17 protein-coding genes are annotated in these 15,408 nt (G+C 59.5%); 5 read left to right on the plus strand and 12 right to left on the minus strand.

Annotated features, from left to right (window positions below):
* Positions 1-138: 138 nt before the first annotated feature.
* From VFB05_RS06215 to VFB05_RS06225, 3 genes are all read right to left on the minus strand, one after another.
* Entirely contained in the window at positions 139-261 is a 123-nt protein-coding gene (locus VFB05_RS06215; RefSeq protein WP_325010055.1) for a hypothetical protein, read from the minus strand.
* A 98-nt stretch (positions 262-359) separates the two neighbouring features.
* A complete protein-coding gene (gene mgtA / locus VFB05_RS06220) occupies positions 360-2,960 on the minus strand; it encodes a magnesium-translocating P-type ATPase (RefSeq protein ID WP_414643154.1) in 2,601 nt (866 codons plus the stop codon).
* On the minus strand, positions 2,960-3,688 hold the full coding sequence (locus VFB05_RS06225) for a CBS domain-containing protein (protein ID WP_325010057.1): 729 nt from the start codon (positions 3,686-3,688) through the stop codon (positions 2,960-2,962). The genes mgtA and VFB05_RS06225 overlap by 1 nt, the downstream gene beginning before the upstream one ends.
* Before the next feature lie 175 nt (positions 3,689-3,863).
* Between VFB05_RS06225 and ftsH the strand changes: the two genes are divergently transcribed.
* A complete protein-coding gene (gene ftsH, locus VFB05_RS06230) occupies positions 3,864-5,708 on the plus strand; it encodes an ATP-dependent zinc metalloprotease FtsH (RefSeq protein WP_325010059.1) in 1,845 nt (614 codons plus the stop codon).
* Here the strand turns inward: ftsH and VFB05_RS06235 are convergent.
* The 3 genes from VFB05_RS06235 to VFB05_RS06245 all read right to left on the minus strand — a co-directional run bounded on the left by VFB05_RS06235 (position 5,705) and on the right by VFB05_RS06245 (position 6,681).
* The gene (locus tag VFB05_RS06235) at positions 5,705-5,926 is read right to left on the minus strand and encodes a ChaB family protein (RefSeq protein ID WP_325010061.1); all 222 of its coding nucleotides are present in this window, start codon (positions 5,924-5,926) and stop codon (positions 5,705-5,707) included. The two genes, ftsH and VFB05_RS06235, sit on opposite strands and share 4 nt — an antisense overlap.
* Positions 5,927-5,943: 17 nt before the next feature.
* Positions 5,944-6,360: a DUF3775 domain-containing protein gene (locus VFB05_RS06240; RefSeq protein ID WP_325010146.1), complete on the minus strand. Its 417-nt coding sequence runs from the start codon at positions 6,358-6,360 to the stop codon at positions 5,944-5,946.
* 105 nt (positions 6,361-6,465) lie between these two features.
* Positions 6,466-6,681 carry a hypothetical protein gene (locus VFB05_RS06245; protein WP_325010063.1) on the minus strand — a complete coding sequence of 72 codons (216 nt, stop codon included), beginning with the start codon at positions 6,679-6,681 and terminating at the stop codon, positions 6,466-6,468.
* A 177-nt stretch (positions 6,682-6,858) separates the two neighbouring features.
* Here VFB05_RS06245 and VFB05_RS06250 point away from each other — a divergent pair, with 177 nt between their 5' ends.
* The gene (locus VFB05_RS06250; protein WP_414643155.1) at positions 6,859-9,222 is read left to right on the plus strand and encodes an HAD-IC family P-type ATPase; all 2,364 of its coding nucleotides are present in this window, start codon (positions 6,859-6,861) and stop codon (positions 9,220-9,222) included.
* Positions 9,223-9,507: 285 nt separating this feature from the next.
* On the opposite strand, the gene VFB05_RS06255 is transcribed toward VFB05_RS06250, so the two are convergent.
* The 3 genes from VFB05_RS06255 to VFB05_RS06265 all read right to left on the minus strand — a co-directional run bounded on the left by VFB05_RS06255 (position 9,508) and on the right by VFB05_RS06265 (position 12,670).
* Positions 9,508-10,191: a CBS domain-containing protein gene (locus VFB05_RS06255; protein WP_325010065.1), complete on the minus strand. Its 684-nt coding sequence runs from the start codon at positions 10,189-10,191 to the stop codon at positions 9,508-9,510.
* Positions 10,192-10,454: 263 nt separating this feature from the next.
* Positions 10,455-12,077 (minus strand): chaperonin GroEL, encoded by a 1,623-nt coding sequence (gene groL, locus VFB05_RS06260; RefSeq protein WP_325010067.1) that lies wholly within the window; start codon positions 12,075-12,077, stop codon positions 10,455-10,457.
* A gap of 65 nt (positions 12,078-12,142) precedes the next feature.
* Positions 12,143-12,670 carry an Hsp20/alpha crystallin family protein gene (locus VFB05_RS06265; protein WP_325010069.1) on the minus strand — a complete coding sequence of 176 codons (528 nt, stop codon included), beginning with the start codon at positions 12,668-12,670 and terminating at the stop codon, positions 12,143-12,145.
* Between the two features lie 438 nt (positions 12,671-13,108).
* Between VFB05_RS06265 and VFB05_RS06270 the strand changes: the two genes are divergently transcribed.
* Positions 13,109-13,678 (plus strand): helix-turn-helix domain-containing protein, encoded by a 570-nt coding sequence (locus tag VFB05_RS06270; RefSeq protein ID WP_325010071.1) that lies wholly within the window; start codon positions 13,109-13,111, stop codon positions 13,676-13,678.
* Here VFB05_RS06270 and VFB05_RS06275 read toward each other — a convergent pair.
* The gene (locus VFB05_RS06275; RefSeq protein ID WP_325010073.1) at positions 13,668-13,820 is read right to left on the minus strand and encodes a hypothetical protein; all 153 of its coding nucleotides are present in this window, start codon (positions 13,818-13,820) and stop codon (positions 13,668-13,670) included. The genes VFB05_RS06270 and VFB05_RS06275 overlap by 11 nt on opposite strands.
* A gap of 60 nt (positions 13,821-13,880) precedes the next feature.
* On the opposite strand from VFB05_RS06275, the gene VFB05_RS06280 reads away from it, so the two are divergent.
* Positions 13,881-14,162, plus strand: coding sequence for a CBS domain-containing protein (locus VFB05_RS06280; RefSeq protein ID WP_325010075.1), 282 nt, complete (start codon positions 13,881-13,883; stop codon positions 14,160-14,162).
* 104 nt (positions 14,163-14,266) lie between these two features.
* Here VFB05_RS06280 and VFB05_RS06285 read toward each other — a convergent pair whose 3' ends face one another.
* Both VFB05_RS06285 and VFB05_RS06290 read right to left on the minus strand, forming a co-directional pair.
* Positions 14,267-14,827: a nitroreductase gene (locus VFB05_RS06285; RefSeq protein WP_325010077.1), complete on the minus strand. Its 561-nt coding sequence runs from the start codon at positions 14,825-14,827 to the stop codon at positions 14,267-14,269.
* Entirely contained in the window at positions 14,824-15,138 is a 315-nt protein-coding gene (locus VFB05_RS06290) for a hypothetical protein (RefSeq protein WP_325010079.1), read from the minus strand. The genes VFB05_RS06285 and VFB05_RS06290 overlap by 4 nt, the downstream gene beginning before the upstream one ends.
* Between VFB05_RS06290 and VFB05_RS32115 the strand changes: the two genes are divergently transcribed.
* Positions 15,020-15,388 (plus strand): cytochrome c3 family protein, encoded by a 369-nt coding sequence (locus VFB05_RS32115; protein WP_414643156.1) that lies wholly within the window; start codon positions 15,020-15,022, stop codon positions 15,386-15,388. The two genes, VFB05_RS06290 and VFB05_RS32115, sit on opposite strands and share 119 nt — an antisense overlap.
* Positions 15,389-15,408: the final 20 nt, after the last annotated feature.

A 15,408-nucleotide genomic window follows, 5' to 3' on the forward strand; every position in this document is an offset into this window, starting at 1 on the left:
TCGGGTGGACGAGGACGCTATGAACGAGCGCCCTGAAATCGGCGATGACGGGTCCGCTGCGCTGTCGCTCGCCTTCGATCCGGTCACGTTTCGCCTCCAGCCGCGTGCGCACCGCGACCGCGCCCCGGCAAGCCGCTCTCACTCACTGTTGTAGTTGCGCACATAGGTCTCGATCAGCCGATGATCCTTCAACTCTTCGGCCATCCAGCTGAGCACAAGCCTTTCGACGTCGGGGAGGTAATGATCCTGCAATTTGAACAACTGCCGCTCTCGCGGACAGCTGAGCAACGAATCCTAGGCCTGTGCCTGGCCGCGCCGGGCTATCTGAAAGCAATGTAACTTTCATCGGGCTCTTATGATCAAGTTGTCAGTGCAAAGCGTTTTGCCGCCTCTGCGGCCATCAGATACGACAATGTGACGGTCGCGATGATTAGCGTCAGGGAGATCGAAAGTCCGGTAAATCCGAACAAGCTTCCCCATGGACCAAGGGCGACAACGACACTCGCAACGAGAGCGCCGATTGAGGTCACAAGAAGGACAGGATTGGGTCGATTGGCGCGCCAGGGCAACCGGCGCGAGCGGATCAAGAAGATCACGAGTATTTGGGTGGCGATGGACTCGACAAACCAGCCGGTTTGAAAAATCGACTCATCCGCATGAACGACCTTGAGCAGAACAGCAAAAGTGATTGCATCGAACAACGATGAGACCGCGCCCATGATGATGGTGAAGCGAAGGATCTTTCGCATGTCCCAAACTTCCGGGCGCGCGACATCCTCGTCGTCGACCTCATCGAAGGGAATGCCGACTTCTGAAAGATCATAGAGAAGATTGTTGAGAAGGATTTGCAGCGGCAACAGTGGCAGGAATGGCAATACGACGGACGACAGCGCCATCGACAGCATGTTGCCGAAATTCGAACTTGTTCCCATACGAATGTATTTGAGAATATTCGCGAAGGTCCGCCGACCTTCGCGAACGCCGGCCGCGAGCACCGACAGATCGGGGGCCAGCAGGATCATGTCGGCTGCGGCGCGTGCGACTTCGGTGGCGCCGGTGACGGACATGCCGACATGGGCCGCATGGATCGCAGGCGCGTCGTTGACGCCGTCTCCGAGAAAGCCGACCACATGTTTCCGGCGGCGAAGCGCCGTGACAATCCGTCGCTTCTGGTCAGGATCGATCCGCGCAAACAAGCCGATATCGTCAACCCTGGATTCCAGGGCCGCGTCTGTGAGATCGGAGATTTCCGTTCCGGTCAGTATGCCGTGATTGGAGAGTCCGACTGCACCTGCCACATGCGCGACGACCGCGGCGTGGTCGCCGGAAATGATCTTGATTCCGACACCAAGCACAGTGAGATTTTTCACTGCGTCGGCGGCATCCTGCTTCGGAGGATCGGCGAAAACGCAGAAGCCGATCAGGGTGAGATCGGCTTCGTCGTCGACCGAAACGCTGGTCTGGCCGATCGAGATCGATTTGATCCCGACCGCCAGCAGGCGAAGACCGTCACGAGAATAGCTGTCCTGTAGCTCTGCAAGGCGCTCGTGCCACAATTCATCGAGAGGATGCGCGAGACCCTCGATTTCGGCTGCGACACATCGGGCCATGACCGATTCGGGTGCGCCTTTGGTGATCAGAACGTGCTCGTCTTCGCGTGCCAGCAGCACCGAAAGGCAACGACGTTCGAAATCGAACGGTACCTCGGAGATGCGTTTCCAGGCACCCGTGCCTTTGTTGTCGATCGCCAGGATCGCGTCATCGAGCGCACTCCTGACGCCGCCCTGAAACGCGCTGTTCAATCTTGCAAGATCGAGCACGCGCTCGCTGACTTTCCCGGTACAATCGACGTTCGTCGTCAGCGTAATCCGGGCCTCCGTCAATGTGCCGGTCTTGTCCACACACAGCGTATCCATGGCGCCGAGGTCGTGAATGGATGACAGTCTCTTCACGATGACCTTGCGATTTGCCATGCGCTGCGCTCCCCTCGCCAAGGTGACTGTCATCACCATCGGCAAGAGCTCAGGCGTGAGGCCGACAGCCAGGGCAACAGCAAACAGGAAGGATTCCATCGCTGGGCGATGGCCCAGCAGCTGGACCAACAGCACAAACAGCGTGAGGAATAGCGTCAGGCGAAGGATCAAGAATCCAAGCCGCCGCACGCCCTGTTCGAGCGCAGTGGGCGGTGCATTGGCTGCCAAGGCAGCCGCAATCGCGCCGAAGCGCGTGCGGCCGCCGGTCTCAACGATCAGCATCGTACCGTCGCCTCCGACAACGCTTGTTCCGGCGAAGAGGGCGTTGGTAGCGTCAGCAGGCGAGACGGCGGAGCAGGGCGCATTGGTCTTGCTTGCAGGAAACGGTTCGCCCGTCATCAGCGCTTCGTTGATCTGCAGTTCACGGGCTTCGAGAACCACACCGTCGGCTGGAATGAGATCGCCGGTTCGCAGTTTGACGACATCGCCCGGAACAAGCGTTGTCACCGACACGGCCGAGACCAACCCGTCACGCAGGACGTCGGCCTCGATGGCGACCGATTCCCTCAGTGTCTCGGCCGTCAATTCGGCGCGATGTTCCTGGACGACGTCCAGCGTCAGGGACAGCGTGACGACCGTAACGATGATGACAAAGCTGCCAAAGTCGCCGCTCAGTCCCGAGATCGCGGCGGCGGCCAGAAGGATTGCGACAAGGGGATTCAAGAGGCGCTGAGCGAGTTTCCGCAAAATGGAGCGGCTTTGCGATGCCTCCATCCGGTTTGGACCAAAGGTCGAGAGCCGCTTCTCGGCCTCAGACATCGACAGCCCGTTGGGGCTACTGGCAAGTGCCGAAAAAAGGGCGTCGAATGGCGTATGCCAGAAATCGAGATCGATGGCGCTATCACGCGCATCTTCTCTTTTGGGTCGAGCCGCTCGCCGTGCAAAAGTCCAATGACTCCTTTCTGGGTTGAACAGGCGGTCTTGCATCAACCCGCTCTCGCCCATTCCTCGTCCTCGGGCGATTCAAGATGATTGCCGGTCACAAGATCCATCCAGAAAAGATGGTCGTGGACCTTGACGACTCCCTGGACGTTTTCCGCGGCGACAATGACCGCCTGTCGATAGCGCTCGCTGGTCAGCACGCCACTCAGGTGGACGATGCCGTCGCGTACGACGACGTTCAGGTCGATCGGACACCAATCGTGCTTTTCGATCTCCGCGATGATTCGCTCGCGGATGTGATCGTCGTCGGCTGTGGGATCGGGTACATCGCGGGAAAGACTTGCCACCGCCTGGATCAGATTGGACCGCGAAACGATTCCAACGAGCTTGTCGTCACGCACGACAGGGACTCGCTTGATGCGGTGCCGCTCCATGAGTGAAACGATGTCTGAAAGTGGAGCGTCTTCGCCGACGGTGATTGGCGACGGCGTCATCACTTCAGAGATTTTGCGGCCGCGTTCACGGACGTAGTCATCTGCCGCAGGGCCATGACCGAAAATGAAGCTCAGCAGACGGTTGTGCTTGCGCGGGGTACCGATTTCGGTCCGGCGCAGGAAGTCTGCCTCCGACACGATGCCTACGACAGCTCCAGCCCTGTCAACCACGGGCAGGCCGCTCACATGGTTACGGAGCATGAGGTTAACTGCTTCCAAAATCGTCTGTTCGGGCGTGACCGATACGACCTTCCTGGTCATGATTTGACGTGCGCGCATGTGAGCCTCCAGCTTTTAGGCAGCCAGACTAAGAGGCTCAGATCGATCCCGTTTTGATGTCGATCAACAGCTCGAGCCGGTAATCGTCCCATCAAGAAGCCTGACATTTGATCCAGAACAATCGCAGCTGGAGTCTGACGGCTAAATTACGGAGCTGTCGAAACCGGAAATACAAATGAAAGACGAGCCGTCGATACAAAGGGGTGTGCCATATCTGTTACCCGTTGCCCTTGCCGGGATCGGGTTGCTATTCCTGCAATGGCTTGTTGTGGCTCACAACACGATCGAGACAATCCCCTATAGCCGGTTCGAGGAGCTTGTTGGACAGGGGGCCGTGTCCGACGTTATCGTCGGGAAGGATACGATCCAAGGCAACCTGAAGGAAAAATTTCCGAGCGGAAAATCTGCTTTCGTAACGACGCGCGTGGATGCATCGCTGGCGGACAAGCTTGGGTCCAAGGGAATATCAGTGTCCGGCACTGCGTCCGACGGTCTTCTCGGCAGTATTCTTTCTTGGATCGCACCGCTGATACTGATCTACGGGTTCTGGTTCTTCATGGCGAGGCGCATGGGTGCTGGCCAGGGCACGAGCGGCCTCATGGCGATCGGAAAATCCCGCGCCAAGGTCTACGTCGAGCAGGATACGAAGGTCACTTTTGCGGACGTCGCCGGCGTCGATGAGGCGAAGTTCGAATTGCAGGAGGTCGTCTCCTTCCTGAAGGACCCCAAGAGCTATGGGCGATTGGGCGCGCATGTGCCCAAGGGAATCCTGCTGGTTGGACCTCCCGGCACCGGAAAGACCCTGCTCGCACGGGCGGTTGCCGGTGAAGCCGGCGTACCGTTTTTTTCGATATCAGGATCGGAATTTGTCGAGCTGTTTGTCGGCGTTGGTGCGGCGCGGGTCCGCGATCTGTTCGAGCAGGCGAGAAAAGCTGCGCCTTGCATCATCTTCATCGACGAACTCGATGCGCTTGGCCGAAGCAGGACAGCGAATGCCCTCGGCGGCTATGACGAAAAGGAGCAGACGCTTAACCAGCTGTTGGCGGAACTTGACGGTTTCGACCCGCGTGCCGGCGTCATCCTTCTGGCGGCGACCAACCGGCCGGAAATACTGGATCCCGCCTTGTTACGGGCCGGCCGATTTGACCGTCAGGTGCTGGTCGATCGTCCCGACAAATCAGGTCGGCTGGCCATCCTCAAGGTGCACATCAAAAAGATCACGATTGGGTCCGACGTCGATCTTGAAAAGATTGCCGGTCTCACAGCCGGCTTTACCGGCGCCGATCTTGCGAACCTCATCAATGAAGCGGCGATCGCGGCGACAAGGCGCAACGCCGATCAGGTGACGTTTGATGATTTCACCGTTGCAATCGAGCGTATCGTTGCCGGAATCGAAAAAAAGAGCAGGACTCTGAGCAAGGGTGAGCGCAAGCGTGTAGCCTATCACGAGATGGGGCACGCCTTGGTTGCCGCCAGCCTTCCCGGTGTCGACCCTGTGCAGAAGGTCTCGATCATCCCGCGCGGCGTTGGGGCGCTCGGTTACACCATGCAGCGGCCCACGGAAGACCGCTTCCTGCTGACGATTAGCGAACTGAAAAATCGGATCGCGGTCCTGATGGGCGGGCGCGCCGCCGAGCGGCTGATCTTCGACGGCGATGTCTCCACTGGCGCTGCCGACGATTTACAGCGCGCCACCGAGATTGCGATCGAAATGGTGACGAAATACGGGATGGACGCCACCGTCGGACAGCGGACTTATGCACCGAAGCCGCAGGCGTTCCTGCCAGCGATGCAGGACGCGATTGCGAGCGCCGCCGAAGCGACCGGGCGGGAAATCGATCTTGCCGTCCGGCAATTAATCGAAGCGGGCGATGGCTGCGCGCGCGAAATCCTGCAAAGGCGGCGGAAGGAATTGGAAGAGGGCGTCACGCTCCTCATCGACCGGGAGACGCTGACAGCCGAGCAGTTTGCGCCGCTCCGTTCTTCGGGCGCGGTGGGCGGCGTTCAAGCGGTTGCCTAGCTGATCCCAGCTCTTTGTGGCACCCACTCGTCACCAATCTTGACGTAGGACCGCTTCACCGCCGCCCAAGCGGTGCGGTGCGCGATTTCTTCTTGACGAGTTTCTTCCCGGTGCGAGGCAAAAGAATGGTTGAAGGCCTCGCGATAGATATCCTGGGCATGCTGCGGCAGGTGGTGGCGAACGGAAGCGGGAAGATCTTCGTTTGAGCGGTAGGGCATCCGTTCTTGACCTTTGACTAGAGCGGTCGTTCGAATTCTTCCACCGAGTGGCCAAATTGCGTGAAAGCCTCTTCAAGCAGGTCACCAAGAAGCGGCATTCCCAGAAGGTATTCGGCGGTGCGCTTGTTATGAGCGCGGGCGGCCTCGGCGCGAATATCGCTCCAATCGGCGAGCTCGCCATCGCCTCGCCCAAGCCAGCTGAGCGCAACCAGGTCGATCTGCTCGTCGGCATTGAGGCCACGGATGATTGCGGTCAATTCGGTTCGAACAGGATCATCGCTGTGGTCTTCCAGCACCGATAGCATTCCGTCGTCGCTGGCGTTCGAGCCGGGGTCCGGATCGGTCACGACATCCTTGACATCAAATTGCCTGGCCTTGGCAATGATGGCCGCAACCTTCTCGGCAGAAATTGCAAGTTCGGGAATTTTTTTCATGCTCGCTTGGCCTGGAATATCCGATTGAGATAGCAGCAACTTAGCCGACTGGAAAAATGGCATCGTTGACAAAGGTCAAAGCCGGCGCCAAACGCGCCCGAGCAATCAAATCCGGCGCGTCGAGGGCAACGTCGTTGCAGCTTCTTTGCCGTTAAACTCCAAACCATGAGACTTGCCCGCTTCCACGATCGCTGGCGCGGTTACCATCGTGCCGAGTCTGGCCGACAGGGCAAACCCCATGATCGCGATACTGCCAGCGAGCGCGACGACGACGATACGCAGGTGTGTCGCGCGGTCAGCACTGTAGATCGAGGAGTTCATGGATAGCCTCCTGTGGCAGAAAAGTGCCAGTAGGCTCTTCCTACCAGGGCGGGGTGGTTCCCGAAATTTCGCTTCTCTCCTTAAGTGAAAATACGGATGCGTCCGGGCGGTCGGCGCCTCCCGGTGTTGATTGATCTCGCGCAACTCGTCTCCGGCTAATGCGCCTAAGTTACCGAGGTGTCGGAGATCTTACTGCATTCATCCACTCCTGAGTCTGCCCAGCCGGCGAGCCGTAAGTCGGGCCTGTCGAGTGAAGAAGCGGCGCGTCGTTTGAGGCAGTACGGACCAAATACGACGTCGTCGAGCACCGATACGCCTGCCTGGCGCGTGCTTGTCGGCAAATTCGCCGCGCCGGTGCCGTGCCTGCTTGCGGCGGCTATCGTCCTGCAATTATTTCTCGGCGAATATATCGAAGCCGCCGTCATCGGCTTGCTGCTGCTTTTTAATGCCGCGCTTGGCTTTTTTCAGGAAGGGCGAGCGAAAGCGACACTCGCTGCGCTCAGGTCGAGGCTCGCGCTGAACGCATCGGTTTTGCGCGACGGCAGCTGGTCGATTGTGCCCGCTGCCGCCCTTGTCCCGGGTGACCTGATCAAGCTGACGCTTGGCAGCGTGGTTCCTGCGGACGCGCGGATCGGTGAGGGCACCGTGCTGCTCGACCAATCTATGCTCACCGGCGAGTCGATGCCGATCGAGGCTGACGCGAGCTACAGGACGTTTGCCGGGGCGTTGGTTCGCCGTGGTGAAGCCCTGGCCGAAGTGACCGCGACCGGTCCGAATACCAGGTTTGGCCGTGCCGCGGAGCTCGTTCGCACGGCGCACGTTACCAGCACGCAACAGAAGGCGGTCCTGCGGGTTGTCCTGTATCTCGCCGGCATCAATGGCACTCTGGCGGCACTCCTGATCGCCTATGCCTGGTACATCGGGCTTCCATTTGGCGAAATAATTCCGCTCGCTCTCATTGCGATCCTTGCATCGGTGCCCGTGGCGCTCCCCGCGACCTTTACCTTGGCCACAGCGGTCGGTGCGCAGGCACTCGGAAAGCGCGGTGTGTTGCCGACGCGGCTTTCGGCAGTCGACGAAGCGGCCAGCGTGAATGTGCTGTGTGTCGACAAGACGGGTACGCTGACAAAAAGCGAACTGACGGTCGCGGCCGTGGTCCCGTTGGGACAGTCCAGCGAACCTGACGTCCTGATGTGGGCGCGCCTTGCAAGCTCGGATGCCGGGCTCGACCCTGTCGACGCGGCCATCCGCCACGCCGCGGCTCGCTATTCATTCGCTGCGTCGCCAAGAAGAGAGGAGTTCGTTCCCTTCGATCCAGCAGCGAAGATTGCAGAAGCACAGGTCACGGACCAGGACGGAGCGAGGCTGCATGCGGTCAAGGGCGCATTCGCGCATGTCCAGGCGATGGCGCGTCCTTTGCCAGAGGCGTCTATGAAGGCTACCGCGCTCGAAGCCGAAGGCTTTCGAGTACTTGGGGTTGCGGTCGGAACCGCCGGCGCCATGCAACTGATCGGGCTGATCGCACTCAGCGATCCACCGCGTCCCGAGGCCGCGAGTTGTCTGGCGCAGCTGAATTCAATGGGCGTTCGGGTGGTGATGGTGACCGGCGATGCCCCCGCGACGGCGGCAGCCGTCGCGCGCGCTGTGGGCCTGGAAGGTGCAGTTGCTCCGCCCGGCGCGATCACCGAAATCGCCTATCCGGAGGATTATGCCATTTTCGCCGGCGTGCTTCCGGAAGACAAGTTTGCGCTGGTGAAGGCCTTGCAATTGGCCGGTTATACGGTCGGGATGTGTGGCGACGGCGCGAACGATGCGCCGGCATTGCGTCAGGCACAGCTTGGTATTGCCGTCTCAACTGCAACCGACGTTGCGAAATCAGCGGCTGGCATCGTTCTCACGGAGCCCGGGCTCGACGGGATCGTTGGCGCGGTGATCGAAGGCCGCGTGGCCTTCCAGCGCATCCTGACTTACACGCTCCGTTCGATCCTGCACAAGGTTCCGCAGGTCGCCTACCTTGCGATCGGCCTTCTGCTCACCGGTCATGCGATCCTGACGCCGATGCTGGTAGTGATCTCAATGATCACCGGTGATTTTCTGGCAATGTCGTCGACGACAGATAATGTGCGGCCGTCGGAAAAGCCCAACACGTGGAAAATCGGCCAGCTTACCATCGCCGGCGTTCTCCTGGGCTTGTTCGACCTGGTCTTTTGCGTCGGCGTTCTGCTTGTTGGAAAGGACTATCTCGAGCTTGACCTCGATACATTGCGGACCCTGATGCTGGTCAATCTCGTGATCAGCGGTCAGGCGATTTACTATGTCGTCCGCGAGCGGCGCCGCATCTGGTCGTCCAGGCCGAGCGAGATCGTGCTCGCATGCTCGCTTGCAGACCTGTTGATCGTGCCGACGCTCGCATTCGCAGGCGTTCTCATGGCGCCGCTGCCGCTTTCCATCATTCTGAGTGTCTTCGCCACAGCTATCGTGTTCGCGTTCGCACTCGATGAGGCAAAGGCACGGCTATTCCATGCGCTGGGCATGAGGTGAGGGATCCATGTACGAAATGACGATCAGCCGCCGATGGGCCCGATGGGAATGGAGCGTCTGCGATTCCACCGGAAAAGCGATCGTCACCGGCCGGGAAATGTCCCGGCCGGCGGCCAGATACAAGGCCGCGCGCGCTCTGTTCGAGTTGCTGCTGTCAAGCAGGCTTTGTGACCTTTCGAAGGACTGAGGCGCAAGGAGTGTCGCCAGGGGTGCAAGCGGTTTTGAGAGCATGAAATGCTGGACGTAAGCATCTCATTGCTCGCGACGTATCCCGCAGTATCAATCTTAGTAGAGATACTCAGCTCGCATCAGATGATCGTTGACGGCGGCTACGCCGGCAATTGACTCGGCAGCTACCCGGATCGCCCGCCGCTCTGCGTCGGACTCGGCAAAACCCCAGAGGTCGACCACGCCGTTCGCGACCGTCACATTCAGCTGATGAACATGCGACCAGGAGTTCTTCTTCAGCTCGGCCATCAAGCGCTCCCTGATCATTGCATCGGGCGCGCTGATCTCGAGCTTCGGGCGCGCAGTCGCCAGAGCCTGGATGATATTGGCCCGGCTAACGATGCCAACAAGGTTGCCGCCATCGCTCACGATTGGAATGCGCTTGATGTGATTTCCCTCAAAAAGATCCGCAATTTCGTTGAGTGGCGTGTCGGGTTGAGCGGTTTGGACGTTCTTCGTCATGACGTCCTTTACTTTCATCGCGTGCGACTTGACGTATTCCTCGGCGACAGCGCGTTCGCCGGAAATGAGCGATAGCCACCAGGAGGCAGGTCGGTCCGTACCAGCTTCCGGCCGATGCATCAGGTCGGCTTCGCTGACGATGCCAACGACCTTTCCGGCACGATCGACCACTGGAACGGCGCTGATGTGCTTTTCAATCAGAAGTTTCGCCACGTCGCGAACGGTGCAGTTCTCGCCGATGGTAATCACCGGCGCGGTCATAATATCGCGCGCTTTCATACCGTACCTCCTTCGGCAGTTAGTCCAGGGTGATGAGGGCCACAAAAGCTTGGAAGGCCAGCCAGCCCGCCGCCGCGCCCACCATCATTGCAGCCAGCAGCCATTTCATCCGGCTGGAGAATCGGGGCCATCCATGCTGGGCTCTCGCGCGAGGCTGAGCAACGGTTACCTCTGATCTGCCGAGGTCCAGATCGGGTTCTCGACAAGAACAGCCAGGATGATTTTCGTGATGCACGATCGCCATCGTCCAAGGGCTTCCCTGCTTAAATGGCCATATCCGTCTCAGGCGACCGTTCGCGCTTGGGCTCCGGGATTTCGGTCATGGTTGCCTCGGTCAGCAGTAAGACGCTTGCGACCGAAACCGCATTCTCCAGCGCCGTCCTGACCACTTTGGCCGGATCGACGATGCCTGCCTCGAAGAGGTCGACATACTCCTTGCGCGCGGCGTCAAATCCGACGTTGCCTTGACTGCCCAGCATCCGGGCCACCACGACACCTCCATCGACGGCGGAGTTTTCGGCGATTTGGCGGGCAGGGGACTCGAGCGCGCGCTTGAGGATCTGGATTCCGGTCTTCTCGTCGCCTTCGCAGGTTGCTTCTTCTTTGGTGACAGCTTCCGTACACCTGAGGAGCGCTAATCCGCCACCTGGCACCATACCTTCCGCGACCGCGGCCTTGGTCGAACTGATGGCGTCGTCCAAAGCCTCTTTTTTGGCCTTCATCTCCGCTTCTGTCGGCGCACCGACACGGATCACGGCAACCCCTCCCGAGAGTTTTGCAAGCCGCTCTTCGAGTTTTTCCTTGTCGTACTGGCTTGTGGTCTTTTCAATCTCGCGGCGGATCTGCTGCAGCCGGCCGTCGATATGGGCGCGATCGCCCTTGCTGCCGATCAAGGTCGTGTTTTCCTTGTCGCAGACCACGCGCGCGGCATGACCAAGCTGCGCCACGGTCACGTTCTCCAGCTTCAGACCGACTTCGCCGGAGATCACCTGACCTCCGGTCAGAGTCGCAATATCTTCCAGCATCGCCTTGCGACGGTCTCCAAAACCCGGTGCCTTTACCGCGCAAATCTTCAGTACGCCGCGCAGCCGGTTGACCACCAGGGTTGCCAGCGCGTCGCCTTCAATGTCCTCGGCGATGATCAAGAGCGGGCGGCCGGATTTCGCGACCTGTTCGAGCAGCGGCACCAAGTCGTTCAGTGCGCTGATCTTCTGATCGCAGACGAGAATGAAAGGGTCTTCAAGAACGGCTTCCATTCGTTCTGCATCAGTGACGAAATAAGGGGACAGAAAGCCGCGATCGAATTTCATTCCCTCGACAACGTCGAGCACAGTCTCGGTCGTTTTGGACTCCTCGACCGAGATCACGCCGTCACCCCCGACCTTTTCCAGCGCGGCCGCGACCAGTTCGCCGATTGCCGGATCATTGTGAGCTGAAATCGTGGCTACCTGCGCCTTTTCTGCCCTGGTCTTGACGGGCCGAGCCATGGCGTGCAGTGCGGCGGTTGCGGCATGGACCGCCCGGTCGAGCCCGCGCTTCAGATCGATTGCGCTCGCGCCCGCAACCACGTTCCTGACGCCGTCAGCCAGAATCGCATGCGCCAGGATCGTTGACGTGCTGGTGCCGTCACCAACGACGTCGCCCGTCTTTTCGGCCGCCTGCCGAAGCACCTGCGCGCCGAGATTTTCTTCGGGGTCCTTGAGGTCGAATTCCTTGGCGATTGTCACACCGTCGTTGCAGACAATGGGGGTGCCCCAGCTCTTCTGGATCAGGACCGACTTCGACTTCGGGCCTAGGGTGACGCGCACGGCGTCCGCGAGGAGCGAGGCGCCCCGAAGGACCTTTTCGCGGGCAGCGGAATGAAACAGAACTTGCTTGTGCGGCATATGATGTCTCCAGGTCATAAGAGAGCGGCCTCGCCATCCAAGGGGAAAGCGAGGCCAGCGCTGGCTTACTTCGTGGTGATCGGGATCACCGTCTGCTTCTTCTGGGCTTCCGCGGACTTCGGAAGGGTGACCGTGAGAATGCCGCTCTTGTAGTTTGCCTCGATCTTGCCGGCATCGACGCCGGCGGGAAGCTGAACGGAGCGGCGGAAGGAGCCATAGCGACGCTCGGAAACGTAGCGGTCCTTGGTCTTCTCTTCCTTCTCTTCGTTTTTCTCGCCTTTCACGGTCAGCACATTGTCCGAAAGGCTGAGCTCGATGTTCTTGGCGTCGAGACCCGGCAGTTCGGCAGTGATCTCGAAAGCATTGTCCTTATCGACAATGTCCATTGCGGGTGTCACTGGAAGCGTGAGATCTCGGCGCCAGAAATTGTCGACATCCCGATAGAGCGGCGATTGCAGGAAACCGGTTTCGAACTCGCGAAACAGACGGTCGACCTGATTGCGCAAGCCCTCGAACGGTCTCCAATCAAGGACCGACGGCGTGGCTGATGATTTCTCTGTCTTTACAGGTAGCTTGGTTGCAGCTTCTGCCATAGGAATCCTCCTTTGCTCGACTTTGGCGAAGCAAAGGTAGGAGCTGCGGGAGGTTTTCGTTTGATCCTCGTCAAACCATGCGATGCGTCGTCGAGTGGGATGCAAATTCTTCGAGAGGCAAGGTCTCGCGAGGCCGATCTGCTCATCTGGCATTGAACGAAGAGGCCATTTGTTCTGTTTAGCAGACGCGCCAAAAACGGGGCTTGGGGAGGACGATCCGTAAAATTACGGGCTCTAAGGGTTTCTACTTAAGGGGACGACCCGAATTTTTTATTTTTCGCAAAGCGGCACAGTGGCGGCGGGTCAACCAACCAATCAACCCGGAGTTTCGCCATGCGCACCACCGCAAACGTTACATTCGCGATGCCTTCCCGGTCGCCTGTTTCGGCTCTTTCTACCAGAATTCCGGAAGGGCCGCTCGGCCTCATGGGTGCATCGATGCGATTTGGCCGAAACGAGGAGATCTACGGCGAAGACGAGCCGGCGGAGTTTCTCTACCAGATCGTGACCGGAGCAGTTCGCACCTATCGCATGCTTGACGATGGCCGGCGCCAGATCGTCGCATTCTATCTTCCCGGCGACATCTTCGGTGTCGAAGCGGGCGAAGCGCATCTGGCCTCGGCAGAAGCCGTCAACGACTCTCAGGTTCTGGTCGTGAAGCGCGCGAGCGCAATGGCTCGCGCCGAGCTGCAACGCGATCTCTCCAAGCAGCTCTGGATGCTGGCGGTGCGTGAATTACAGCGTGTGCAGCAGCATTCCCTGGCCCTGATCAAGAGTGCTGATGAGCGTGTCGCGGGCTTTCTCCTGGAGATGGCCGGCCGCTGCGGCAGCAGCGCCTCCGTGGACCTGCCGATGTCGCGCCAGGACATTGCCGACTATCTGGGATTGACCATCGAGACCGTGTCGCGAACGTTCACCCAATTTGCCCAGTCGGGAATGATTGCGCTCGAAACGTCGCGCCGCGTTCAGCTTCGCAATCGCGTGGCGCTGGGCCGGCTCAATGCTTGAGCTGCCCAATCGAGGGGGCCAGGATGATGCTTGCGACCGGGGTGATGCGAAGCTCCTTCGCAACGATCGGACCTGCGGCGTCACTGTTGGATGCCGTGCGGCTGTTGTTGCAGACGAACCAGCGAGGCCTTGTACTCGACAAGATAGGAATCTTCTCGGCATAATTTCGGAGGGAGACCTCCTTCATCGAGACGAGTTGGGCGTGACGCCTCCCGCCGGCAATTGGCTGGAAGAGCTGCTGGGCATAGAGGAGGGTGGCCCGGCTCGCGAACGAATGCGCACGCTAAATGTCGCGAAGATCATGACCCAAAATCTCGTTTGTGTTGACGAGCATGCGACCGTGAATGACGTGATCGCGGCGATGGATCAGCGCAGGATCGCTCAGGTCCCTGTCGTATGCGCGGGAAAGATGATTGGATCCATCAGCCGCTTCGAGTTGCTGGCTGCTTTAGAGTACAAGCCGAGCCCCTACCAGGAAAAGTAAGTCAGCGGCCCCGAGCGCAGATTGCTCTCCGCAAAGGCGGCGCATGCGTCAACGGCAGCAGCGAGACCAAGCATCCGCTAAGCGCGCGGCGAAGCAGGCGTCAGTCAGTCAACCCACTTGATGATCGGCTCCTTGCGCGGAACGGGAGCAGCGGGAGCCGCCGGGTGTCCAATGATGATCGGTGCAACCGGGATCCACGGCGATGGACATCTAATGAGAGACTTCCCGGCCTCGGTGCCCAGGAATTTCTGGGCGAAGCCAATCCAGCAGCTGCCAAGGTTGGCGGCAAACGCCGCAAGCATCAGATTCTGGGCGGCAAGTGCGCAGTCTTCGACTGCCCATGGGCCGGGACCGTCTGCCGAAATGATGATCAAGGCCGGCGCGTGGTAAAAGATCTGGAATTCAGGATTGCGCAAGTGCAACATCATCTGCTCGGAAAGGCCATTAGCCGGCGTCGTCGCGAGCATGTAGACCTTTGCTTCATGCGAGATCCGGTCGAGCAGGCTCTGATTCCGGACGATGGTAAAGCCCCAAGGCTGTTGATTGACGGCGCTCGGCGCCTGGATGGCTGCGTCGATCAATCCGCGGATGGTCTGCTCGCTGACGCTGTCCCGGGTATACTCGCGCACCGCGCGGCGGCCATTGATCGCCTTATCGAGATTCATTCGGTTTTCTCCATCAAGTGCCTGATGCGGCAGGCCAGAAGCCTGCGAAGCGCAACCAAAGCCGATCGGGGAAAAGCTGGATTGATATGAGTCAATGGGAGCGCCATCGAATTTTGTTCGACTTCACGGGTCTCGAGCTTGATGATTTGTGGCTTGGCAGCGTCGCTGCGAATGAGCAGACGAGGGGGGTCTATGAAACGCTTATTGCTGTTGGCCTGCCTCAGCCTGATAGCTGCCCTTCTCGTTCCGGCAGTCGGTGTATTTTCGCAGACTGCGGCCCCGGGCAGCGGGCACGGGTTCTTGATCGACAAACATGTCGCCGCCCACATTGGCTGCGGCCAATGTCATACCGCGGGAATTTCTTCGCCGCCGACAGTGGTGACATGCTTGTCATGTCATGGCGGGACGTACCAAAAACTTGCCGCGAGCACGGCGAACGATACGCCGAACCCCCACGAGTCGCACCAGGGCGAGATCCCTTGCGCAGAGTGCCACCACGTCCACAAGGCGTCGGTGACACTCTGCAACCAATGTCATACCTTCGACATGAGTACTCCGTGATGGTAGAAGGCGGCTCTTCT

Origin of the sequence: Bradyrhizobium sp. (assembly GCF_035652035.1) — a bacterium.
Taxonomy (GTDB): Bacteria; Pseudomonadota; Alphaproteobacteria; order Rhizobiales; family Xanthobacteraceae; genus Bradyrhizobium.